Genomic DNA, 22,204 nt, shown 5'->3' with positions numbered 1-22,204 from the left:
GATGAGGAAAGACTGGACGTTCGGCCAGAAGCTCGGCGCCGGGTTCGCGGTCACGATCGTGCTGACACTGCTCACCGGCCTGGTCGGCATCGGAGCGCTGCAGTCCGTGGTCACCGAGAAGGACAACGTGATCTCGAGCGGGGTCACCGGCCTGGTCGAGGCGCAGTCGCTGCGGGCGGCCGCCGAGGCCAAGGCCAGCGCGTCCCGCGGCTACCTGCTCGCGAACGACAAGCGCTTCCTGACCCAGCTCGACGAGGCCCGCGCGCAGTTCACGGCCGGCGTGGCGGAACTGCGCGCCAACACCAGCACCGAGCAAGAACGGTCGCTGCTGACCGCGGTGGCCGCGGCCGAACAGGACCACCAGACCGTGCTGGAGGCGGTCATGGACGCCCGCGAGTCCGGCACGCCCATCGAGCGGGTGACCGCGGCCTGGGAGGAGACCGTGGCGCCCAAGCGCGAGCAGCTCGACACGGAGATCTTCACGCTCACCGAGATGCTGCGCACCGACCTGGCGGACCGCCAGAAGGACGCTACCGACCAGGCCGATGCCGCGGTGCTCGTGGTCATCGTGATCGCGCTCGCCGCCATGGTCTTCGGCGTGGTCACCGCGATGGTCCTCAACCGCGCGCTGAAGCGGCAGGTGGCCGGCGCGGTCGGGCACATCCAGAGCTCGTCCGCGCAGCTGGAGGCCGCGGCCGCGCAGCAGGCGTCCGGCAGCCGGGACCAGGCGACCGCGATGAACGAGATCACCACCACGATCGAGGAGCTGCTGATCACGTCGCGGCAGATCTCCGAGGGCGCGCAGCGGGTCTCGAAGATCGCCGAGGACACCGCGAACGCGGCCGCGTCCGGCGACTCCACGATCGAGCAGGCCCGGTCGTCGATCACGGCGATCCGGCAGCAGGTGGACCTGATCGTGCAGCACATGCTGGAGCTGGGCCAGCGCTCGCAGCAGATCGGCGGCGTCGTCGACCTGGTGTCGGAGCTCGCCGAGCAGACCAACATCCTGGCCATCAACGCGACCATCGAGGCGTCCGGCGCGGGGGAGTGGGGACGGCGGTTCGCGGTCGTCGCGGACGAGATCCGCAAGCTGGCCGACCGGACCGCGGCGTCGGCGAAGGAGATCCGCGCGCTGATCGACGACGTGCGCGGCGCCGTGAACACCACGGTCATGGCGACCGAGACCGGCGCGAAGGCGGTGGACGCGGGCACCCGGCAGTTCGGCGAGGTGACCGCGTCGTTCCAGCAGATCGTGTCGCTGGTCGGCAACACCACGGAGTCGGCCCGCGAGATCGAGCTGTCCACGAAGCAGCAGACGACCGCGGTGGAGCAGGTCAACGCGGCGGTCGCGGACACCGCACGGGTCACCCGGGAGACGGAGACGAGCGCGTCCCAGACCCGGCAGACCGCGGCGCACCTGAGCACTCTGTCCGGGTCGCTGCTGAAGATGGTGACGGCTGGGGCCGAGAAGTGAGCCGTCTCCGGCATGGCGCGCCCGGGCCGTCGGCCGCCGCCATGCCGTCCGGCCACATGGAACGCCCGGTGAGCGGGTCGGGGCGGTGAGCTCCAAGGACCCGCTGCGGTACTTCCGGGTCGAGGCCCGGGAACTGACCGACGCGCTCAGCCAGGGCGTGCTCGACCTGACGCAGGCCGGTGGCGCGGAGGCGGTGGCGCGGCTGCTGCGGGCCGCGCACACGCTCAAGGGCGCGGCACGGGTGGTGCGGCAGCCGGAGATCGCGAACGACGCGCACGCGCTCGAAGAGATCCTGATGCCCTACCGCGACGGTACGACGCCGGTGCCGCCCGGCGAGATCTCGCAACTGCTCGCGCTGTCGGACTCGATGACCGCCCGGGTCGACGGACTGAGCGGTCAGACAGCATCGGAGGCACCGCCGGCATCAGTGGGTCCGCCGGCATCAGTGGGTCCGCCGGCATCAGCGGGTCCGCCGGCATCAGCGGGGCCGCCGGCATCAGCGGGGCCACCGGTATCAGCAGGATCGGCGGCATCGGTGGGTCCGCCGGTATCAGCGGGTCCGCCGGTATCAGCGGGTCCGCCGGTATCAGCGGGTCCGCCGGTATCAGCGGGTCCGCCGGTATCAGCGGGAGTGCCGGCTCCGGCCACACCGGCGGCGGCCATAGCGGCCGTGACCGCTTCGGGGCCGGCATCGGCGGCACATGCGGCGGCGCCGACGGCAGCGCCGTCGCCTGCCGGCGTGCCGCACCCGGCCCACGCCGCGACGCCGGAGTCCTGGCGCACGGACGAGGACCCGGCGCCCGCGGCGAGTCTCCCCGTACCCCCGGACGGCTCTGGAATGTCGGCTCCGGCGCAGCCGGTGCGCAGTGAGACGTCCGATGTGGACGAGCTGCTCGAGGCCGTCGACGAGGCGCACGCCCGCTTCGGCCCGATCCGCCGGCAGCTCGGCATCGTGCAACGCGCGCACCGGGCCGCCGCCGCGCTCGCCGACCAGCTGCGCGTGGGCCGGACCGGCGCGGTCACGCACATCGACCCGGTGACCGGCCTCGGCCAGGGCGGCGGCGAGCCGCGCCACAGCGACCAGGCCGGTGCGATGGCGTCCCGGCTGGCCGCTGAGCTGGGCGTCCTCGGCCGGCAGCTGACCGAGACCGTCGAACAGGTCGAACGCGAGCTGGACGACGTGCGCGGCCGGGCCGAACGCCTGCGCCTGGTGCCGGTCGCGTCCGTGCTCACCACGCTGCACCGGGCCGTGCACGACGCCTCCACCGTCCACAACAGACGCGTGGTGTTCGAGGGCTGCGGCGGCGAGCTCCGCCTCGACCCGCACGTGCTGAGCCAGACCTCGGGAGCGCTGCAGCACGTGGTCCGCAACGCGGTCGCGCACGGCATCGAGCCGGCGGAGGAGCGGCTCGCGGCCGGCAAGCCCGCGGACGGGCACGTGACCGTGACCGTCACGCACCGCGGCAAGTTCGCGGCGTTCGAGTGCCGCGACGACGGGCGCGGCTTCGACCTGGCGGCGGTCCGCCGCACCGCGGAGGCGCAAGGGCTGCTGTCCCCGGGCGAGCCGGCCGACTCGCGCGCGCTGATGGCGATGCTGATGCGCGGCGGGATCAGCACCGCCGCGTCCGTCACCGCCGTCTCCGGGCGCGGCATCGGCCTGGACGCGGTCCGGGACATGGCCGAGCAGCTCGGCGGCGACGTCAGCATCGACACCACGCCCGGCGCCGGCACCCGCCTGGAGCTGGTGGTGCCGCTGTCGCTGGTGTCGCTGCACGGCCTGATCGTGGAGGCGGGCGGCTCGCTGGCGTCGGTGCCGCTGGACGCGGTGGAGACCTGCCTGCGGATGACCGGCGAGGAGGTGGCCGCCGCGGCCTCGGCCGAGGTGATCACGCACGACGGCCGGGTCATCCCGTTCCTGCCGCTGGCCCGCGCGCTCGGCGGGCCGGCACCGGCGGTGAAGGCCGCGGCCGTCGCCGTGGTGGTCAAGGCCGGCCCGGACATCGTCGCGATCTGCGTGGACCGGCTGCTCGGCACGTCCGTGCTGATCGTGCGCCCGCTGCCCGAGCTGGCACCGGCCGGGCCGGTGATCAGCGGACTGTCGATGGACGCGGAGGGCAACCCGCGCCTGGTGCTCGATCCGCATGGGCTGGTCGCCGCCGGCGGGCGCGTGACCGTGGCGCGGACCGGCGACCCGGCCGCGCTGATTTCCGCCGAGGATACGACGAAGGAGCGCCGGCCGATCCTGGTCGTCGACGACTCGCTGACCACCCGCATGCTGGAGCAGTCCATCCTGGAGTCGGCCGGTTACCAGGTGGATCTCGCGGCCTCCGGCGAGGAGGGCCTCGAGCGCGCGCGATACCGCTCCTACGCGCTGTTCCTGGTCGACGTGGACATGCCCGGCATCGACGGGTTCACCTTCGTCGAGCAGACCCGCGCCGACCCGGTGCTGCGCGAGACTCCGGCGATCCTGGTCACCTCGCGGTCGTCGGCGGAGGACCGGCGGCGCGGCTCCGACGTCGGCGCCAGCGCGTACGTGGTGAAGAGCGAGTTCGACCAGGAGCAGCTGCTCGACTACATCAAGGGCCTGGTGGGCGCCGCATGATCCGGGTGCTGGTGGTGGAGGACTCGCTGACCGTGCGCGCGGCGCTGCGCGAGGCGCTGACCATCGACCCCGGCGTGCAGATCGTCGGCGAGGCGGTGACCGGCGCGGAGGCGGTGGAACAGTGCCGACTGCTGCGCCCCGACGTGATAACCATGGACGTGATGCTGCCGGTGATGAGCGGGCTGGAGGCCACCGAGCAGATCATGCAGAGCTGCCCGACGCCGATCCTGGTGGTCTCGTCCACGGCGCGCCGGGAGGCGCTCGGCACCTACGACGTGCTCGCGGCCGGTGCGGTCGACGTGCTGGAGAAGCCCCGCGGCGACGCCTCCGACGCGACGTGGGGCGCGCGGCTGCGTACCGCGGTCAGGGTGGTCTCCCGGATCAAGGTGGTCACCCGCCGCCGGGTCGCCCCGCCCTCCCCCGGACCCTTTCCGGCCGCCGCACCGGCGCACCGTCCACGGGGGACGCAGCTGGTCGTGATCGGCGCGTCCACCGGCGGGCCCGGTGCGATCACGCGGATTCTCAGCCGGCTGCCCGCGAGTTTCCCGCTGCCGATCCTCTACGTCCAGCACCTCTCCGCGAACGAGGTCTTCGCGACCGCGTTCACCGACTGGCTGGCGGGTCAGGTGCACCGGCCGGTCGCGTACGCCACCGGCGGCGTCCCGGTCGCGGACGGCGCGGGCCGGGTGATCGTCGCGCCGCCCGACCGGCACCTGCTCGTCCGCGGCGGCATGCTGCTGCTCAGCAACGGCCCGGAACGCCACTCCTGCCGGCCGAGCGTCGACACGCTGTTCGAGAGCGTCGCGGACGCGTACGGCCCGTCCGCCGCCGGCGTGCTGCTCACCGGCATGGGCCGGGACGGCGCCGCCGGGCTGCTGGCGATGCGTCGCGCCGGATCCCGCACGTACGCGCAGGACGAGGCGACCAGCGTCGTCTACGGCATGCCGCGCGAGGCCGTGCTGCTCGGCGCCGCCTCCGAGTCGCTGCCGCTGCCCGCGATCGCCGAGCGGCTGGCGGCGCTGGCATGACCGACTCCGTTCTGACCGACGCCGTGCTGATCGTCGACGACAGCCTCACCGTGCGGATGGACCTCAACGAGGTCTTCGAGGAGGCCGGGTTCCGCACCGTGCTGGCCGCGACCGGTGCCGAGGCGCGCGCTGCCTTCCACCGCGAGCGCTTCGACGTGATCATCCTGGACGTGCTGCTGCCCGACGCGGACGGCGTCGACCTGCTGCGCGACGCCGGCGAGGTCCCGCTGCAGGCCGGCGCGGTGCGCATCCTGCTGTCCAGCGAGGCCGAGGTCAAGGACCGGGTCCGCGGGCTCGCCACCGGCGCGGACGAGTACGTCGGCAAGCCCTACGACGGCCACTTCGTGGTCGCGCGCAGCCGGGAACTGCTGCGCGCCCGTGGATCCCCGGCCTCGCACGCGCGGACCGTGCTCGTCATCGACGACAGCCCCACCTTCCGCGGGGTCGTCACGGACGCGCTGGAGGAGGCCGGGTACGCCGTGCTGACCGCCGGAACAGGGGAGGAGGGCCTGCGCGTCGCCGCGGACCGCCGGCCCAGCGCGGTCATCGTCGACGGCATGCTGCCCGGCATCGACGGCGCCACCGTCATCCGCCGCATCCGGCTGGACGCGGCGCTGCGCAACCTGCCCTGCCTACTGCTCACCGCGTCCGACGACTACGCCACCGAGCTGCAGATCCTGGACGCGGGCGCGGACGCGTTCGTGCGCAAGCAGGAAGACTTCGCGGTGCTGCTGGCCAAGCTCGCGGCCGTGCTCCGGCAGACCGCGGCCGCGCTGCCGATCGACGAGCCGCGCGGCATGCACGGCCCGAAGAAGGTCCTCATGATCGGCGCCGACCCGGGTTACCTCGCACAGGCCCAGGTCGCGCTGCGCGAGGACGGCTACGAGGTGGTCCTCGCCCGGCACGCCGACGACGCGATGGCCGTGCTCGCCGTCCAGCCCGCGGACTGCGTGGTGCTCGGCGCCGTACCCGCGTTCGGCATCCAGGCGTCGGAGCAGGCGATAGCGGAGGCCCGGCAGGCCTGCGAACGGATCAAGGACGTGCCCGGCCTCCGCGACATCCCGCTGATCATGGTGGGCGTGGAGGACGGTGACCTCATGCTCAGCTCGCTGTCGTCCGGCGCGGACGACTACGTCCGCACCGTCGACGGGCCCGGCACGCTGCGCGCGCACGTCCGCGCCCACCTGCGCCGCAAACACCTCCAGGACGAGTCCCGCCGGATCCGCGAGGAGCTGCTCACCCGCGAGATCGTCGCGGCCGAGGAGCGCGCGGCCCGGGACACGGCCGAGGCCCGCGCCCGGATGGTCGACGAGCTGGAGTGGCGCAACCGGGAACTGGAGGCGTTCAGCGGCAGCGTCTCGCACGACCTCCGCGCGCCGCTGCAGACCATCCTCGGCTTCACCGAACAGCTCCTCGACGACCCGGACACCACGGCCCACGTCCGCGAGGACCTCACCCGCGTCCACGGCGCGGCCTGGCGGATGGCCGCGCTGATCGAGTCGCTGCTGCTGCTCGCCCGCGCCAGCCGCGGCGACATCAGCCGGGACACCGTGGACGTCACCGCGATCGCGACCGAGGTCGTCGACGACTTCCGGCAGCGCTTCCCGGACCGCTCCGTCACCACGGTCGTCACGCCGGGCATGACCGCGTCCGGCGACGTGGAACTGGTCCGGGTGGTGCTGGTCAACCTGTTCGGCAACGCCTGGAAGTTCACCGGGCGCACGCCGGGCGCGCGGATCGAGATCGGCTGCGAGGACGGCGTCTTCCACGTCCGCGACAACGGTGCCGGCTTCCCCGCGGACAAGGCCGACCAGCTGTTCCGCCCGTTCGGCCGGCTGCACACCAACGACGACTTCCCCGGCACCGGCATCGGCCTGACCACGGTCTGGCGGATCATCGACCGCCACGGCGGCCGCATCTGGGCCGCCGGCAACCCCGGCGAGGGCGCGTCGTTCCACTTCACCCTGCCGCCGGCGTAGCCCTGTGCCGCCCACGGAAGCAGAATCAAGCCCATTTCCCGCTTCCGGCGTGGCTGAGTTCCGAGTGCTCCCGCGGGCAACGGTCGTCGCTGGCGCTCCTCCCTAATGCACGTTCCGTGGCCGGTTGCGACGAACCCACCGCGCTGGCCGCTCTCTCCGGGCCGTGTGACCGTCTTCCGCCGGTGCTCGACCCTGCTGGTGAACCGGAGGGGTAGGTTCGCCGCGGTCCTGTCGGCGGAGTGGGAACGGCCCTCGCCCCGACCGCCCGCCAGGTCGGGCTGCCTCGCACCGTGCGGAATCGGGTTGCGGGCGGCGCGATACTTCGGTACGTGACGAACCGCTATGAGGAGTTGCTGGCCCGCGCGGCGGCGGACGAGACGGTGCTGGGAGTGATCTTGTCCGGCTCGCGGGCGCGCGGCGCGGCGACCGAGCACTCGGACTTCGACGTCTACGTGGTCGTGGGCGAGCGCGACGGCGCGTGGCGCACGTCGCGGACGCCGGAGCTGGACACGATCGTCATGTCGCCGGCCGACATCGCGGACGTCTCCGACGAGTGGCAGCGCTACTCGTACCGGGGTGCGCGGGTGCTGCTCGACCGGCTGGACGGGCACATCGCGGAGCTGGTGCGGCGGCAGGCGACGCTCAGCCCGGCGGAGACGGACGCGTGGGTGCGGGAGTACCTCGACGGCTACCTCAACTTCGCCTACCGGGCTGCCAAGAGCCGGCGGGACGGCCGGCCCGAGGCTGCGGACCTCGACGAGCGGGAGTCCGTGGCCTGGTTCCTGTGGACGCTGTTCGCGTTGTACGGGCGGGTGCGGCCGTACAACAAGTTCCTTCGGTGGGAACTGGATACGCACCCGCTACCGGCGCCGTGGACGGCCGACCACCTGATCGCGACGCTGACCGAGCGGCCGTCGGCGCTGCTCCCCGAGCTGGAGCGGGCCGTCCGCGCGAAGGGTTTCAGCGACGTGATCGACGAATGGGATCTGAGCCTTCTCCGCTGACCGCTGACCGCTGACCGCTGACCGCTGACGGCCGGGCGGTAGGCCGCTGGGCGTGGGTGGTCAGGCCGGCAGGCCGTGTCGCGTGCGGCCGGGGGCCGGGTGCGGTCGGCCGCGCCGGGCCGGCTCGGCCAGCAGCAGTGCGAGCGCGGCCGCGGTGACCACCGCGCCGGCCAGGAACGCGATCCGCACGCCCGCGCCGGGCAGCAGTGCGCCGCCGAGCAGCGCGCCGGAGGCGATGCCGACGTTGAACGCGCCCGAGTTGGCCGCGAAACCGATCTCCGTGCGGCCGGGGGAGAACTGCAGCATCCGCGCCTGCGTGGCCATGAAGACCGGCGGGCCGGACGCGCCGAGCAACGCCAGCGCGCAGACCACCACGACGATCTGCCAGGGGTACGCGTACAGCGCCGTCATCGCGACCGCCTGCAGCCCCACCGCGGTCAGCAGCACGCCGCGGGGCCGGCCGTCGAGCAGCTGCCCGGCCAGCGTGACACCACCGAGCCCGGCCAGGCCGTAGACGAACAGCATCACGCCGACCGAGTCCGGCGCGATCCCGGCCGCGTTGTGCAGGTACTCCGTCACGTACGTGTAGCCGGTGAACAGCCCGGTCACGGTCAGCGTCGTGGTGGCGAGCGCGATCGCGAAGCGCCGCCGGTCCGGCGTGGTGCCGTACGCGGCGTGGCTGTCCTCCGGCCGGGACGTCGGCAGCAGCGCGGCGATCAGCCCGGCCACCACCAGCGCCACGGCCCCGGCCAGCGCGAACGGTACCCGCCAGCCGGTCTGCTGGCCGAGCCAGGTGCCGGCCGGCACGCCGAGCACGATGGCCAGCGTCGCGAACGTGGACAGCACACCCATCACCCGGCCGCGCGACGACGGCGGGAACAGGCCGGCCGCGGTCGTGGTCATCACGGCCCAGAACAGCGCCTGCGCGGCCGCGATCACCAGCCGGGAGCCGAACAGCACCGGATAGGAGACGGCCGCGACCGACGTCGCGCTCGCCACGGCCAGCGCACCCAGCACGCCGGTCAGCACCCATCGGCGCGGCCAGGCCCGGATCCAGTGCGCGAGCGGCAGCGACAGCACGGCGACGGCCACGCCGTACGCGCTGACCAGCAGGCCGATCGCGGTCAGCGACGTGCCGAGGTCCGCCGCCATCGGCTGCAGCAGCCCGATCGGCAGGCTCTCCGTGACGTTGAAGACGAATGCGGACATCGCGATTGCGACCAGCAGGCCGGCCCGCCGTCCGAAAGGGAGCGTCATAGTGATCGATTATCGCCCTGGGTCGTCCGGTGACCGCCGCGAACGTGCGGGGAGGCCGCCCGGCGCCGAACGCCAGTCAGCCTGACCGACCTTGACGTAGGTATGGTGCGGCCGCACGTTTCCCGCTGGCTGAACGCTTTCAGCCGAGTCCGGGCCTCGTTGCCCTTTGCCGTCGATGCGCGAATCGCGCACCGGTGCCCAGTGCCGGAGCGCCGCCGGCGGCGGCTGACGTGGATCGCGCACCGGTTTCGGGGTCTCGGTACGCCGCCGGTGGCGGTCGAGGTGGATCGCGCACCGGTTCGGGGTGTCGGTACGCGGCCGGTGTCGGTCGAGGTGGATCGCGCACCGGTTCGCGGTGCCGGAAACGCTGGCGGCGAGTTGAGTCGCACCACTCCGGTGTGAACGGGAACGTCGTGCCTGAGATCTCCAGATAAGGAGGCCTATTCAGCGCCGCCCTCGTCAGACCGCGCGGCCTGCGGCAACGCGGTGCCGGTTCGCTGCGCTGAATAAGCCTCAAGGTAGCCGGCCACGCAGCCTGGCGGTGCCAGGAATTCGTGACGACCCCGGGTCTGGCGCCTGAGTGATCAATCAGTGGAGCGAAAAAGCGATCAACTTCGATTTTTGATCTACTTTTTGCTCCACTGATTGATCACTCAGGCTTCGGCGGCGGCGTTTCGCGGTCCGGTGAACCGCGCCGAGGGCGTTATATCGTAATATTTCGGGCGGCGAGCGCCCGGCGGCGTGGTGGCTGCGGGCTTGGGCGCGGTCGACTCCTGGAGTCCGAGGACGATTGGGCTGTGTTCGCGACCGGCCGGGAGATGATCTTTCGCGGCTCGCAACGGGCGGCTCGCAACGGGCGGCTCGCGGCGCGCGGCTCGCGGCTCGCGACGTGCGGCTCGCGACGCGCGGGCCGAGGTTATGGGCAACGATGCCGGTCCGGCCGGCGTCGCACGGACGTCGGCGGGCCGCTGCGCAGAGCGCAGGTCAGAGTTGATGATCGGCTTACTGGCCTTTCGAAGTCGAGGTTCGGGCGGCGGTGGCCGTCCGGGCGCGGCGCGCCCGAAATGTCGCGATATAGAGGTTTGTCGCTGCGGGGCGCCGCTCACTCTGACGCCGAAGGCTCAGTATGGCCGAGGCCGGCAGTTGATCACGTGTCGCAAATCGTTGTTATCCAGCGCTTTCAACAACGATTTGCGACACGTGGCCGCTTCCAAGGAGGGTTATTCAGCACGTTACGCACCAATGAGGGTTATTCAGCGCGCTGCGCCCCGACGGCACCGGCCTGCGGCAACGCGGCGTGAGGTCGCCGCGCTGAATAAGCCTCAATAGCGCTGGCCTGCGGCGACGCGGTGTCGGCTCGCCCCGCTGAATAAGCCTCAAGAGTCACTCTCGCCGTCTTTATAGTGATATTTCGGGCAAGGCCCTGCGGAGCGCCATTCGCCCTGATGCCGAGGCCTCAGTAGGCCGAGTGGCATCGAACCGGTGCCCGCGGGAGCACTGGGAAGGTGACCACGCCGGAAGCGGGAAAATCGCCCTTGAAAGGTCCTGGATCGTCTTTTGGCGGCCTTGGTCTATGGTCGGGTTGTGCGGATGCGGGTGACCAGTGCTGAGGATTATCTGGAGGCGCTTGCGGCGAGGGACCTGCCGCCGCTGCGCGGAGGGCGGCACGCGAGCGGTGACTTCCGGGCCGGCGTGGTGAGCCGTGATCTGGGACCGCTGCGGCTGACCGAGCTGGTCACGCCGCCGGGGGAGTGCTTCCGGGACGCGCGGATCGTCCGTGACTCCGATGTCGCGATGTGGCAGATCGACGTGATGGCGCGCGGGCGGGTGCGGGTCGAGCACGGCGGCGCCGACACCGTGCTCGGACCGGCCGATCTGATGCTGATCGACCCGGTGCGCCCGGTCCGGTTCGCCAGCTCGGAGAGCCGGCACGTGACCATGATGGTGCCGCGCAGCGCGCTGCGGCTCGGCGCCGGTGCCGCCGACCGGCTGACCGGCGTGCGCATTCCCGGCGACAGCGGCCCGGGCGCGCTGGTGTCCGCGCTCGCCCGGGACATGACGCGCACGCTCGGCGGCGGCCTCCGCGCGGACGAGGAGGTCCGGTCCGCGGCCGCGGTGATCGAGCTGATCTCGGTGGCGCTGTCCGCGCGGCTCGGCGACGTGCGCCCGGCACCGGACGACGAGCTGCGCGGCCGGATCACCGGTTACATCGAGGCGCGGCTGGCCGACCCGCGGCTCACGCCCGCGATGGTGGCGGCCGCGCACCACCTGTCGGTGCGGCGGCTGCACCGGCTGTTCGAGGACGAGCCGCTGACCGTGGCCGCGCTGATCCGCACGCGCCGGCTGCGGCGCTGCCACGCGGACCTGGCCGGCTCCGGCCGGACCGTCGCGGCCGTGGCCTTCCGCTGGGGCTTCGCGGATCCGGCGCACTTCAGCCGGCTGTTCAAGGCCACCTACGGCTACAACGCGGCGACGCTCCTGTCCAGCAACCGGGCACGGATGAGCAAGGCGGTCGCGGCCGGTGGCGGAGAGGATGGTGGCGCAGGCACAGAGAGGTGATATGTCATGGAACAGTCCGTCGAGGCGCTGAGCGCCATCCCGGCGCGGATGTGCGCGGCGTGGGGCCGCGGCGACGCCGCCGGGTTCTACGCGGATTTCGCGGAGGACGCCGAGCTCGTCGAGTTCGAGGGTTCGATCCTCAGGGGGCGCGCGACGATGGTCGCGGCCAACCAGCAGGTCTTCGACACCGTGATGAAGGGCTCGCAGCTGGTACGCAGCGAGGTGCCGTTCGCCAGGGTGGTCGCGCCGGGCTACGGCGTGGTGCACCACCGCGCGGGCATCCTTCTGCCCGGCGAGGAGGAGCCGCTGTCCAGCCGGTATGTGATGCAGCTGCTCGCGGTCGTGTGGCAGAACGACCGCTGGGAGGTCGCCACGCTGCAGAACGCCCGCATCGTGTCGTTCGAGGCGACGATGGCCCTGGACAGGCTGGCCGCGGGCGCATAACCGGCCGGGCCGTGCCGGGCGGGCCGTTCACGAAGCGACCCGGCCGGCTCTGTCCCGGTCGCCGGAGGACGCGAGTCCGGGGCGGGCCGCCTGCCGGGCGAGTTCGGCGCGGTGGAACAGCGCCCAGCATCCCGCGAGCGCCGTCGCGAACAGCGGCAGCCACACCAGCCGCGCCGCGAGCCAGCCCGGCGTCGCGGGCACCGTGTGCAGGCCGGGCAGCGGGCCGGCGGTCAGCAGCGTCAGGCCGGTGACCGTCAGCATCGCGGTCTGGTGCCACAGGAACACGGTCATCGCGAACAGGTTCACCACCGCCACCGTCGTCCACGCGCGCGGCGACCGCCGCAGCAGCCGGTCGAACGGCCCGTGCAGCAGCAGCGCCGCGCCGCACTGGGCCAGGCCGAACGTGACCGCGGCCAGCGTCGGCGGGTTCAGATTGGAGAACTCGCCCGGCACGCCGACCATCGACGCCGGATATCCGCCCCACCGCACCAGCGCGACCGTGGCCACCGCGCCGCCGGCGAGCAGCGCCCACCCGTACCGCCGATGGAAGAATCGTGCGCCCAGCGTGAACGGGACGAGCCAGCCGGCCGCGATGTTGACCCAGACGAGCGCCGCGGGCCCGTCGAACCCGAGCCGGATCGCGTCGACGGCCACCACGACCAGCAGCGGCCACGCCGGATGCAGGCGCGTGGCGAGCGGCGTCAGCGCGGTCAGGCCCGCGAAGACGAGCAGGAACCACAGCGGCGACAGCACCAGCGTGAGTACGGTGTGGACGGTCCGCCCACCGGCCCCGGCCAGCAGCAGCCCCGCGGTGAGCACCCCCCACGCCGCGAGCAGGACCACCACCGGCCGGAACAGCCGCCGGAGCCGCCCGGCCAGCCACGTCCGGTAGGGCCGCCGGTATCCGAGCGCCGCGGCCCGGCCGCCGACCAGGAAGAACACGGCGAGCGTCTGGAAGACCCAGGAGACCCAGGTCATCCCGCCGAGGTACGTCAGCGGGCTCGCCACGGACACGCCGTCCCCGGTCGCCACCATCGCGGTCACCAGCCAGTGCCCCAGCACCACGCCGAGGATCGCGACCGCCCGCAGCCCGTCCACCGCCCGGTCCCGCCCCGCCGCCGTCCCGGTCTCCACCCTCCGCACCAGCCCCGTGTCCACCATGCCGGCACGCTAGGCCGGTGTCTTTGCGTGCCACGTCACCCCACGGTGCTCACCCCGGCGTACCCCCTCGGTGCTACGCCGGCCCGTCTCGCCCCGCCCGGCTGGGCGGAGGTCCTGTACATCGTCCTGCCCGGGTGGTTGCATATTCAGTGATCTCTATCGGCGACATGTCGGGTGGTGGTGTGCGTGCGGCTGTTGCGGGTCGGGGCGGCCGGGGCGGAGCGGCCGGCGATGCTGGACGGCGACGGGGTCCTGCGTGATCTGTCCGGTGTGATCGCGGACGTCGATCCGGCGTTCCTGGCCGGTGGCGGGCCGGCGGAGATCCCGGCCGGGCTGCCGGTGCTGGACGCGGACGGGCTGCGGATCGGGCCGCCGGTCGCGCGGATCGGCAAGATCGTGTGTATCGGGCTGAACTACCACGATCACGCGGCGGAGACTGGCGCGGCGGCACCGGCCGAGCCGGTGGTCTTCATGAAGGCGCCGGACACCGTGGTCGGGGCATATGACGACGTGCTCATCCCACGCGGCAGCGTCAAGACCGACTGGGAGGTCGAGCTGGCCGTGATCATCGGCCGGACCGCCGCCTACCTGGACTCCGCCGAGCAGGCCAAGGAGCACATCGCGGGTTACGCCGTGGTGCACGACGTCTCGGAACGCGCGTTCCAGCTGGAGCGTGGCGGGCAGTGGGACAAGGGCAAGAACTGCGCCACGTTCAACCCGCTCGGGCCGTGGCTGGTCACCGCGGACGAGGTGCCCGACCCGCAGAACCTGGGCCTGCGCCTTCGCGTCAACGGCGAGGTGCGGCAGACCGGCTCCACCAAAGACATGATCTTCGGGGTGTACGAGGTGGTCCGTTACCTGTCGCAGTTCATGACGCTGCACCCGGGCGACGTGATCAACACGGGCACACCGGCCGGCGTCGCGCTCGGGCAGCCGGAGCCGAAGCCGTACCTGCGGCCCGGCGACGTCGTCGAGCTGGAGATCGACGGGCTCGGGCGGCAGCGGCAGACGTTCCGGGCGGCCTGACATGGACGAGTTCTCCGGCCTGTCCGCGCTGGTCACCGGCGGCGCCTCCGGCATCGGCCTGGCCACGGCCCGCTGGCTGTCCGCACGCGGCGCGCACGTCGCCGTGCTCGACCGCGACACCGAAGGGCTGCCGGACCCGCTGGCCGGATTCGTCGCGGACGTGACGGACGACGCGGCCGTGCGCACCGCGGTCGAGGCCGCGGCGGACCGGCTGAGCGGGCTGGACATCCTGGTCAACAACGCGGGCGTGGGCGCGGTCGGCACGGTCGAGGACAACGACGACGCGGAGTGGGCGCACGTCTTCGACGTGAACGTGACCGGCATGGTCCGGGTCAGCCGCGCCGCGCTCCCGCACCTGCGCGAGTCCGCGAACGCGGCGATCGTGAACACCTGCTCGATGGCCGCGCACGTGGGCCTCCCGCAGCGTGCGCTCTACAGCGCCACGAAGGGCGCGGTGCAGGCGCTGACGCTGGCGATGGCCGCGGACCACGTGCATGAGCGCATCCGCGTCAACTGCGTCAACCCGGGCACCGCGGACACGCCGTGGGTGCGGCGCCTGCTGGCCCGCACGGACGACCCGGACGCGGCGCTCGCCGCGCTGGAGGCCCGCCAGCCGCACGGCCGGCTCGTCACCGCGGACGAGGTCGCGGCCGCGATCGCCTACCTGGCCGGCCCGAACTCCGGCTCGACCACGGGCACGGTGCTCTCGGTCGACGGTGGCGTGCACGGACTCCGGCTGCCGCCGCGCGGATAACGAGGCATTTTTCGGTTTTCGCCCGCCGGGCGTACCCCCGGAATGGTCTTCTAGATCTCATGATCCGGAGATGGGCGGCGGGCCTGGTGCTCGTGCTGGGACTGACCGGGTGCGGCGGCGGCACGGCCGAGGTCGCGGCGCCGGACCGCGGGCTGGTCGGGATCGCGATGCCGACCAAGGAGTCGCAGCGCTGGATCGGTGACGGCGAGAACATGGTGTCGCAGTTCTCGCTCCTCGGATACGACACGTCGCTGCAGTACGCGGACGACGACACGGCGCTTCAGGTGTCCCAGATCCAGCAGATGATCGACGACGGCGCGAAGGCGCTGGTGATCGGCGCGATCGACGGCACGAAGCTCAAGGACGTGCTCGGCGCGGCCGCGGCCGCGAAGGTGCCGGTGATCTCCTACGACCGGCTGATCCGCGGCACGAACGACATCGACTACTACGCCACGTTCGACAACTTCAAGGTCGGCGTGCAGCAGGCCGGCTACATCGTGCAGGCGTTGCGGCTGTCCCGCGGCGGCGGACCCTACAATCTTGAGCTGTTCGCGGGGTCGTCGGACGACAACAACGCCACGTTCTTCTTCAACGGTGCGATGAGCGTGCTGCAGCCGTACATCAACGACGGCATCCTGACCGTGCCGAGCGGTGAGACCGCGTTCGCGACCGTGGCCACCCAGCGGTGGGACGGCAAGGTCGCGAAGGAACGGATGACCCGGCTGTTGGGCAGCGTCTACGCGGACGAGCGCGTCGACGCGGTGCTCTCGCCGTACGACGGGATCACGCGCGGCATCATCGAGGCGCTGACCGAGGGCGGGTACGCACCGACCGCGCTGCCCGTGCTGACCGGGCAGGACGCGGAGCTCGAGTCGGTCAAGCTGATCGCGGCCGGCCAGCAGGGGCAGACCGTCTACAAGGACACCCGCGAGCTGGCGAAGGTGGCGGTGCAGATGGTGAACGCGCTGGTCACCGGCGGTGAGCCGATGGTCAACGACGTCAAGCAGTACAACAACGGCGTCAAGGACGTGCGCACGTTCCTGCTCCAGCCGGTGACCGTGACCAAGGACAACTACCAGCGGGTCCTGGTCGACGGCGGCTACTACACCGCCGCCGAGATCGGAGTCTGAGGTGAGCGGATTCCTGAACCTCTCCGTGCGTACCAAGCTCGCGCTGCTCGTCGCCGCGTCGCTGGTCGCGCTCGCCACCTGCATGACCGTGACGATCATCAGCAATCGTCAGGCCGGCGAGGCCAGTGACCGGCTGAAGCACGTCAACGAGGCCAGCGCGCTGGTGCTGCGCCTCGACCAGCTGGCCAGCGAGATGAAGGTCAACGGCCTCCAGTCGGTCATCCGCGCCACCCCGGCCGAGCAGACCGACCTGCTCGCCGCGAGCGTCGCCGAGGCCGAGGACCTCCTGACCCAGCTCGACGCGATCGCGCTGTCGCCCGGCCTGGAATCCGCGGTCGAGCGGATCAGGACGGTGTACGCGGACTACATCCAGGTGATCACGCGGTTCGTGGCCAGCGCGGTCGCGGAGCAGTCGCAGGCCCGGCTCTCCTGGGAGCAGAACGACGTCGACAACTACCTGACCAGCGCCGTGATGGACAACGAGCGCGCGCTGTTCTCGGCCACCGTCGAGCGCGAGGACGCGGCCCGCGCCGCCGCCAGCAACCGCGCACTGATCATCATGTGGGTCACCGTGGTCGTCGCGGCCGTGGTGCTCGCCGCGTTCGCGTACCTGGTCGTGCAGTCCGTGGTCCCGCCGCTGTCCCGGGTCCGCGCCGCGCTCGCCGCGATGGCCGCCGGGGACCTGACCGTGGCCGCGAACGTGCGCTCCCGCGACGAGGTCGGCCAGATGGCGCAGGCCCTCGAGGAGGCGCAGAAGGACATCCGGACCGTGGTCGCGGCCGTCACCGAGGCCGCGCACTCGGTCGCCGCGTCCGCCGACCGGATCTCCACCACGTCGAGCACCATGTCCCAGTCCGCGTCCGACGCCTCCGACCAGGCACACGGCGTCGCCGAGGCGGCCGCGCGAGTGTCCAGCAACGTCGACGCGGTCGCGAACGGCACCCAGGAGATGGGCACCGCGATCCGCGAGATCGCGCACAACGCCACCGAGGCCGCCCGCTTCGCCGGCCAGGCCGTGCAGGTCGCGGAGACCACCACCGCCCAGGTCGGCAAGCTGGGCGAGTCGTCCGAGCAGATCGCCAACGTGATCAAGGTGATCACCGCGATCGCCAGCCAGACGAACCTGCTCGCGCTGAACGCCACGATCGAGGCCGCCCGGGCCGGCGAGTCCGGCAAGGGCTTCGCCGTGGTCGCCGGCGAGGTCAAGGAACTCGCGCAGGAGACCGCGCGCGCCACCGAGGACATCGCCCGCCAGGTCGAGGCGATCCAGAGCGACACGTCCGGCGCGGTCGCCGCGATCGAGGAGATCAGCCACGTGATCGCGCAGATCAGCGCGTTCCAGACCACGATCGCGGGCGCGGTCGAGGAGCAGACCGCGACCACCACGGAAATGAACCGCAGCATCGCGGCGGCCGCCGAGGGCGCGGCCGGCATCGCCGCCAACATCTCCGGCCTGGCCACCGCGACCGAGGTGACCACGTCCGGCGTGGACCAGTCGCAGGGCGCGGTCACCGACCTCGGCACCATGGCCCGCCGCCTGGAGAACCTGGTCTCGCACTTCCGCTACTGAGACTGTCGTACCCGTGTGGCGGGGGTGCTGCGGTGATCAGGACGGCGTGGCCGGGAGGGGCAGGGGCGACTCGGCCGGCATCAGCAGCAGGTCGCCGTGAGCCAGCGGCACGGACGAGCGGGCCACGCCGGCGGCCGGGTCGAGTCCGTCCCGCAGTGCCGAGCTCACCGCGGCCACCGCGCCGGCCGGGCCGAGCAGGCGGACCACGTCGGATGCGGAGATGTAGGGAATCATCGCAGCACGAACCCGGGCGTCATCGGGTCGTCCGGATCGATCACGAACTCGTGCGTACCCGTCGGATAGGCGATGCCGGTGATCACCGGCAGCACCGCGTCACCCTGCGTGGTGTAGCGCGCGGTGAACCGTGATCCCACGATCGACTCGTGCAGCAGCTCCTCGCCCGGCGCGAGCAGTCCGGACGCGGCCAGCGTCGCCACCCGCGCCGCGGTCCCGGACCCGCACGGCGACCGATCGACCTCACCGTCCGCGAAGATCGTCACGTTGCGCTGATGCCGCGGCCCGGCGACCTCCTCGTGGAAGATCACGCCGTAGATCCCGCTCAGCCGCGCGTCCGAGGGGTGGCGTGCCGCCGGATGATCTGTCAGCCCGGCCTTGATCTCCCGCCCGATTGCGATCAGCGCGGTCAGGTCCTCCGGCCGCACCCCCTGCCCGACCGAAGCGGCCGGGAGCTGCGCATACAGCGCCCCGCCGTAACTCACCGTCGCCTCGACCGGCCCGCGCGACGTGATCACCGTGACCGCCGGCGCCACCACGAACGACGGCACGCTGACGAAGTCGACCGCGGTGACCCTGCCGGACGCCGTGTGCACGCGCGCGGTCACCCGCCCTGACGGCACGTCGATCACCACGTCGGTAGCGCCGTCCGCCGGGGCCTCGACCCGCCCGGTCCGCACCGCCCACGCACCCAGCGCGATCGTGCCGTGCCCGCACGCGGTCGAGAACCCGTCCTTGTGCCAGAACAGCACGCCCAGCCGCGCGCCCGGATCGTCCGGCGGCACGATGAAACCGCCGTACATGTCCGCATGTCCGCGCGGTTCGTGGCACAGCACCTGCCGCAGCCGGTCCACCGCCGGGTCGTTCATCGCGAGGACGCGCCGCTCCGCCACGGTCCCGCCGTCGATCCGCACCGGCGGATCCGCCACGATCCGGAACGGCTCACCGCCCGTGTGGTAATCCTCCGTCATCACGCGATCACCGATCATCGGCCCATCCGATCACGGCCCGAAGATCAATTTAAAACCATCCCATGGTACGTCCGGCGACCGTCCCCACCCCCGCGCAAGTGCTCATGCACAGGATCCCGTGTCATGGCACGCCCCGTGATCGCCCTGCCGCCGGGCAGCTGGTGGGACTGGGACCTGTTGTCGCGCTACGACCCGCCTCCCGGGTGGCACGTCGCGACTCGGGCTCATGAAGTGTCGTGACTCTGCGTGGGATCGCGGGCACGCGCAGCGCGCGATAGGTCCCGTACCTGAGAGTAGTTTCGATACAAGATCACGATCGGGTGACGAGTTCGTGAAGACCGGGACGGTACCAGGCCGGTACAACCGCCTCTGACCTGCGCGTTTACCTGCCAGGGTCCGCTGTGGACCAATTGCGGGGCGACCTTACGCTGCGCAGCATGTTCAACGGGGACACCCTTGTCAGCTGGCGGCGCCGTGTAACGGCGGGTGCGCTCAGCTTCGCGGCGGCAGGACTGCTGGCCGCTGGTTGCACGCCGGTCGGCGAGCCCGCGACGGCCGCCTCGGGTGCGTCCGGTGCACCGGTCGCGGCGCCGGTGTTCGACGGTGATCCGCTGCCGTTCGGCCCGGACGGCTTCGGCCGGATAACCGTCGGCATGAAGGAGGAGGACGCCCTGCTCACCGGCGACCTCGAGGCCGCGCCGATCTCCACGGTGCTGCACCGGAACGTGTACTCGTTCGTCGGCGGCCCGAAGCCGGACCCGAGCCGGATGGCCGCGGACGTGGAGCTGGAGGCCAAGGTCGCGAAGGCGGACGACCCGTCCACCGCGTCCGCGAAGGACGCGGGCAACGTGGCTCAGCTCTACGCGGACTCCACCAAGCGCACGCTGGAACGCATGCACGCCTACCTGGAGGCGGGCGGCGCGTCGTTCCGCGGCGGCTACCTAGACAACATCGCCGCCCCGAAGGACGCGGTCACGGCCGAGGGCATCAAGCGCGGCTCGTCCCGCGCCGACCTGGAGGCGGCCTACGAGAACCTCGGCCTGGCCAAGGGCGGCGACGGCAACTACAAGATGCCGGCCGGCCGCGACTGGCAGCTGATCTTCGAGATGGACCGCGACAAGGTCAAGTACATGTCCCTGGCCCGCCGCGTCTGACCCCGGGTCCGTCTTTGATCACGCCGCAGGCGGCTCGCGGCGTGGCCTCACGATTGAGTAGGGCGTCTTTCATGTCGTTCCAGCGACATGAGAGACGCCCTGTTCATGGGTCGCACTCCGGGTCACGCGTCGGCGAGCGCGGGCTCCGGCGTGCCGGTCGTGACGGGGGTGGTGTGCTGCGGGCGCACCACCGGGACCAGCAGGGACAGCGCGACCGCGGTGGCCGCGAGCGCGGTCATCAACCAGAACGCGCTGGTGTGCGACGCGCTGCTGGCCGCGGCGCGCGAGGTCTTCGCGGAGAAGGGGACCGAGGCGTCGCTGGAGGAGGTCGCGCGCCGGGCCGGGGTCGGCATCGGCACGCTCTACCGCAACTTCCCGGCCCGCCAGGACCTGTTCGACGCCGTCGACGTCGGCGAGGTGGAGCGGCTCTGTGACGTCGCCGACCAGGTCGGCGGGCTGTCGCCGTGGGACGCGCTGGAGACGTTCCTGCGCCGGTTCGTCGAGTATGCCGCGACCAAGCGCGCGATCAAGGAGGCGCTGAACGCGGAGTCGTCGATGTTCCGCACCTGCCGCGCGGACATGTACGCGGCCGGCGGCCCGCTGTTCACCCGCGCCCAGGACACCGGCGCGGCGCGCGCGGACGTGACGTTCGACGACGTGCTGCGCATGGTCAGCGGCATCACGGCCGGCGCCTACGTCGACGACGCCCAGCGCGAGCGCGTGCTGGCGATGGCGCTGGACGGCGTGCGAAAGGTGGCGTGAGCCTTCCCGGCGTCCGGGTTCTGGTTCAGAATCCAGGCATGGTGGTCGATGCGCACGTGCACTTCTGGAATCCGGAGACGCTGCACTACGCATGGCTGGACGGCACTCCGCTGGATCGGCCGTACCGGCCGGCCGACCTCGCCGCCGAGCTCGGTGAGCTGCCCGACCTGGTGATGGTCCAGGCCGACTGCGCGCCGCACCAGGCCCGGGCCGAGGTGGAGTGGATGCGCGCGGCCGCGAACGCGTACCCGCGGATTCGGGGCATGGTCGCCTATGCCCCGCTGGAGACCGGCCCGGCCGCGGCCGGCCTGATCGAGGAGTTCGCGGCCGACCCGTTCGTCGTCGGCGTCCGCCGGAACATCCAGGACGAACCGCCCGGCTTCGCCGTGACCGAGCATTTTCGGTACGGCGTGCGCGCGCTCGGCGCCGCCGGCCTGACCTTCGACGCGTGCGTTCGGCACCACCAGCTCCCCGAACTCGTCACGCTGGCCCGGGAGTGCCCGGGCACCACCATCGTGCTCGACCACCTCGGCAAGCCGCCGGTCGCCACCGGCGAGGGCCGCGACGCCTGGCGGGACGCGCTGGCCGGCCTGGCCGCGCTCCCGCACGTGCACTGCAAGCTCTCCGGCCTGGTCACCGAGGCCGTGCACGACACCTGGGCGCCCCACGACCTGCGCCCCTATCTCGACGCCGCGCTGGAGCTTTTCGGCCCGTCCCGCTGTCTGTTCGGCAGCGACTGGCCGGTGCTGACGCTCGCCTCCGACTACCGGCACTGGTACGGCACGGTCCGCGATTTCCTCGCCACCGAGGACCGCGACGCGGTGCTGGCCGGGAACGCACTGGAGGTCTACGGCCTTTCGCGCTGACCCTCCCCTTTCGACGATTCCCGGGAGTCTGTCGCACTTATTGCTGCCTGACCGTTTCCGCAGCCCGGCGAGCTTTCCGATCTGTCTGATCGACCGCTCAGTCGGCCGGTTCGTGGTGTTAAATCAACGTTGAGGTGGGTGCTGGCTATGAGTGTCAAGGGAGGCCACTCTTCGTAGTCGCTACCAACTCGGAGTCCGATGCGCAACCACCCGTTCCGCTCTGCTCCGG

At 72.1% G+C, this 22,204-nt stretch carries 18 protein-coding genes and 1 pseudogene; 15 read left to right on the top strand and 4 right to left on the bottom strand.

Going from position 1 to position 22,204, the window contains the following annotated elements; genetic code table 11:
* Position 1: 1 nt before the first annotated feature.
* The 6 genes and pseudogenes from J2S43_RS16610 (at position 2) to J2S43_RS16585 (ending at position 8,087) form a co-directional block, all read left to right on the top strand.
* The gene (locus tag J2S43_RS16610; protein ID WP_306830143.1) at positions 2-1,474 is read left to right on the top strand and encodes a HAMP domain-containing methyl-accepting chemotaxis protein; all 1,473 of its coding nucleotides are present in this window, start codon (positions 2-4) and stop codon (positions 1,472-1,474) included.
* Between the two features lie 85 nt (positions 1,475-1,559).
* A pseudogene (locus J2S43_RS16605) lies at positions 1,560-1,817 on the top strand (Hpt domain-containing protein); the annotation flags it as partial.
* A 396-nt stretch (positions 1,818-2,213) separates the two neighbouring features.
* Positions 2,214-4,076, top strand: coding sequence for a hybrid sensor histidine kinase/response regulator (locus J2S43_RS16600; protein WP_306839311.1), 1,863 nt, complete (start codon positions 2,214-2,216; stop codon positions 4,074-4,076).
* The gene (cheB, locus tag J2S43_RS16595) at positions 4,073-5,104 is read left to right on the top strand and encodes a chemotaxis-specific protein-glutamate methyltransferase CheB (RefSeq protein ID WP_306830141.1); all 1,032 of its coding nucleotides are present in this window, start codon (positions 4,073-4,075) and stop codon (positions 5,102-5,104) included. The genes J2S43_RS16600 and cheB overlap by 4 nt, the downstream gene beginning before the upstream one ends.
* A complete protein-coding gene (locus tag J2S43_RS16590; protein WP_306830139.1) occupies positions 5,101-7,083 on the top strand; it encodes a response regulator in 1,983 nt (660 codons plus the stop codon). Before cheB ends, J2S43_RS16590 begins: the two co-directional genes overlap by 4 nt.
* Before the next feature lie 329 nt (positions 7,084-7,412).
* Positions 7,413-8,087 carry a nucleotidyltransferase domain-containing protein gene (locus J2S43_RS16585; protein WP_306830137.1) on the top strand — a complete coding sequence of 225 codons (675 nt, stop codon included), beginning with the start codon at positions 7,413-7,415 and terminating at the stop codon, positions 8,085-8,087.
* Positions 8,088-8,147: 60 nt separating this feature from the next.
* On the opposite strand, the gene J2S43_RS16580 is transcribed toward J2S43_RS16585, so the two are convergent.
* Positions 8,148-9,344 (bottom strand): MFS transporter, encoded by a 1,197-nt coding sequence (locus tag J2S43_RS16580; RefSeq protein ID WP_306830135.1) that lies wholly within the window; start codon positions 9,342-9,344, stop codon positions 8,148-8,150.
* 1,590 nt (positions 9,345-10,934) lie between these two features.
* Between J2S43_RS16580 and J2S43_RS16575 the strand changes: the two genes are divergently transcribed.
* Positions 10,935-11,903 (top strand): helix-turn-helix domain-containing protein, encoded by a 969-nt coding sequence (locus tag J2S43_RS16575; protein WP_306839309.1) that lies wholly within the window; start codon positions 10,935-10,937, stop codon positions 11,901-11,903.
* A gap of 6 nt (positions 11,904-11,909) precedes the next feature.
* Positions 11,910-12,347 carry an SgcJ/EcaC family oxidoreductase gene (locus tag J2S43_RS16570; RefSeq protein ID WP_306830132.1) on the top strand — a complete coding sequence of 146 codons (438 nt, stop codon included), beginning with the start codon at positions 11,910-11,912 and terminating at the stop codon, positions 12,345-12,347.
* A 27-nt stretch (positions 12,348-12,374) separates the two neighbouring features.
* Here J2S43_RS16570 and J2S43_RS16565 read toward each other — a convergent pair whose 3' ends face one another.
* Positions 12,375-13,508 carry an acyltransferase family protein gene (locus tag J2S43_RS16565; RefSeq protein WP_306830130.1) on the bottom strand — a complete coding sequence of 378 codons (1,134 nt, stop codon included), beginning with the start codon at positions 13,506-13,508 and terminating at the stop codon, positions 12,375-12,377.
* A gap of 186 nt (positions 13,509-13,694) precedes the next feature.
* Between J2S43_RS16565 and J2S43_RS16560 the strand changes: the two genes are divergently transcribed.
* From J2S43_RS16560 to J2S43_RS16545, 4 genes are read left to right on the top strand one after another with little or no spacing between them, the layout of a single operon-like run.
* Complete coding sequence (locus J2S43_RS16560; protein WP_306830128.1) at positions 13,695-14,534, top strand: fumarylacetoacetate hydrolase family protein; 840 nt, start codon at positions 13,695-13,697, stop codon at positions 14,532-14,534.
* A 1-nt stretch (position 14,535) separates the two neighbouring features.
* A complete protein-coding gene (locus J2S43_RS16555) occupies positions 14,536-15,288 on the top strand; it encodes an SDR family NAD(P)-dependent oxidoreductase (RefSeq protein ID WP_306830126.1) in 753 nt (250 codons plus the stop codon).
* 59 nt (positions 15,289-15,347) lie between these two features.
* A complete protein-coding gene (chvE, locus tag J2S43_RS16550) occupies positions 15,348-16,418 on the top strand; it encodes a multiple monosaccharide ABC transporter substrate-binding protein (RefSeq protein ID WP_306830124.1) in 1,071 nt (356 codons plus the stop codon).
* Between the two features lies 1 nt (position 16,419).
* Complete coding sequence (locus tag J2S43_RS16545; RefSeq protein WP_306830122.1) at positions 16,420-17,988, top strand: methyl-accepting chemotaxis protein; 1,569 nt, start codon at positions 16,420-16,422, stop codon at positions 17,986-17,988.
* A gap of 36 nt (positions 17,989-18,024) precedes the next feature.
* Here the strand turns inward: J2S43_RS16545 and J2S43_RS16540 are convergent, their stop codons facing one another.
* The gene (locus J2S43_RS16540; protein WP_306830121.1) at positions 18,025-18,222 is read right to left on the bottom strand and encodes a hypothetical protein; all 198 of its coding nucleotides are present in this window, start codon (positions 18,220-18,222) and stop codon (positions 18,025-18,027) included.
* Positions 18,219-19,211 (bottom strand): proline racemase family protein, encoded by a 993-nt coding sequence (locus tag J2S43_RS16535; protein ID WP_306830118.1) that lies wholly within the window; start codon positions 19,209-19,211, stop codon positions 18,219-18,221. The genes J2S43_RS16540 and J2S43_RS16535 overlap by 4 nt, the downstream gene beginning before the upstream one ends.
* 419 nt (positions 19,212-19,630) lie before the next feature.
* Here J2S43_RS16535 and J2S43_RS16530 point away from each other — a divergent pair, with 419 nt between their 5' ends.
* The 3 genes from J2S43_RS16530 to J2S43_RS16520 all read left to right on the top strand — a co-directional run bounded on the left by J2S43_RS16530 (position 19,631) and on the right by J2S43_RS16520 (position 21,975).
* Complete coding sequence (locus J2S43_RS16530) at positions 19,631-20,347, top strand: hypothetical protein (protein WP_306830116.1); 717 nt, start codon at positions 19,631-19,633, stop codon at positions 20,345-20,347.
* A 219-nt stretch (positions 20,348-20,566) separates the two neighbouring features.
* A complete protein-coding gene (locus J2S43_RS16525; protein WP_306830115.1) occupies positions 20,567-21,109 on the top strand; it encodes a TetR/AcrR family transcriptional regulator in 543 nt (180 codons plus the stop codon).
* Positions 21,110-21,147: 38 nt separating this feature from the next.
* Complete coding sequence (locus J2S43_RS16520) at positions 21,148-21,975, top strand: amidohydrolase family protein (protein WP_306830113.1); 828 nt, start codon at positions 21,148-21,150, stop codon at positions 21,973-21,975.
* Positions 21,976-22,204: the final 229 nt, after the last annotated feature.

Source organism: Catenuloplanes nepalensis, from assembly GCF_030811575.1.
Taxonomy (GTDB): Bacteria; Actinomycetota; Actinomycetes; order Mycobacteriales; family Micromonosporaceae; genus Catenuloplanes; species Catenuloplanes nepalensis.
The sequence above is the reverse complement of the archived record's forward strand: the minus strand, read 5'-3'. Positions and strand labels throughout refer to the sequence as shown.

Excerpts from the sequence above, each read along its gene's own strand:
- J2S43_RS16610 (WP_306830143.1), top strand. The coding sequence starts at position 2 with ATGAGGAAAGACTGGACGTTCGGCCAGAAGCTCGGCGCCGGGTTCGCG.
- cheB (WP_306830141.1), top strand. The coding sequence starts at position 4,073 with ATGATCCGGGTGCTGGTGGTGGAGGACTCGCTGACCGTGCGCGCGGCG.
- J2S43_RS16590 (WP_306830139.1), top strand. The coding sequence starts at position 5,101 with ATGACCGACTCCGTTCTGACCGACGCCGTGCTGATCGTCGACGACAGC.
- J2S43_RS16580 (WP_306830135.1), bottom strand. The coding sequence starts at position 9,344 with ATGACGCTCCCTTTCGGACGGCGGGCCGGCCTGCTGGTCGCAATCGCG.
- J2S43_RS16575 (WP_306839309.1), top strand. The coding sequence starts at position 10,935 with ATGCGGGTGACCAGTGCTGAGGATTATCTGGAGGCGCTTGCGGCGAGG.
- J2S43_RS16570 (WP_306830132.1), top strand. The coding sequence starts at position 11,910 with ATGGAACAGTCCGTCGAGGCGCTGAGCGCCATCCCGGCGCGGATGTGC.
- J2S43_RS16565 (WP_306830130.1), bottom strand. The coding sequence starts at position 13,508 with ATGGTGGACACGGGGCTGGTGCGGAGGGTGGAGACCGGGACGGCGGCG.
- J2S43_RS16555 (WP_306830126.1), top strand. The coding sequence starts at position 14,536 with ATGGACGAGTTCTCCGGCCTGTCCGCGCTGGTCACCGGCGGCGCCTCC.
- chvE (WP_306830124.1), top strand. The coding sequence starts at position 15,348 with ATGATCCGGAGATGGGCGGCGGGCCTGGTGCTCGTGCTGGGACTGACC.
- J2S43_RS16540 (WP_306830121.1), bottom strand. The coding sequence starts at position 18,222 with ATGATTCCCTACATCTCCGCATCCGACGTGGTCCGCCTGCTCGGCCCG.
- J2S43_RS16535 (WP_306830118.1), bottom strand. The coding sequence starts at position 19,211 with ATGATCGGTGATCGCGTGATGACGGAGGATTACCACACGGGCGGTGAG.
- J2S43_RS16530 (WP_306830116.1), top strand. The coding sequence starts at position 19,631 with ATGTTCAACGGGGACACCCTTGTCAGCTGGCGGCGCCGTGTAACGGCG.
- J2S43_RS16520 (WP_306830113.1), top strand. The coding sequence starts at position 21,148 with ATGGTGGTCGATGCGCACGTGCACTTCTGGAATCCGGAGACGCTGCAC.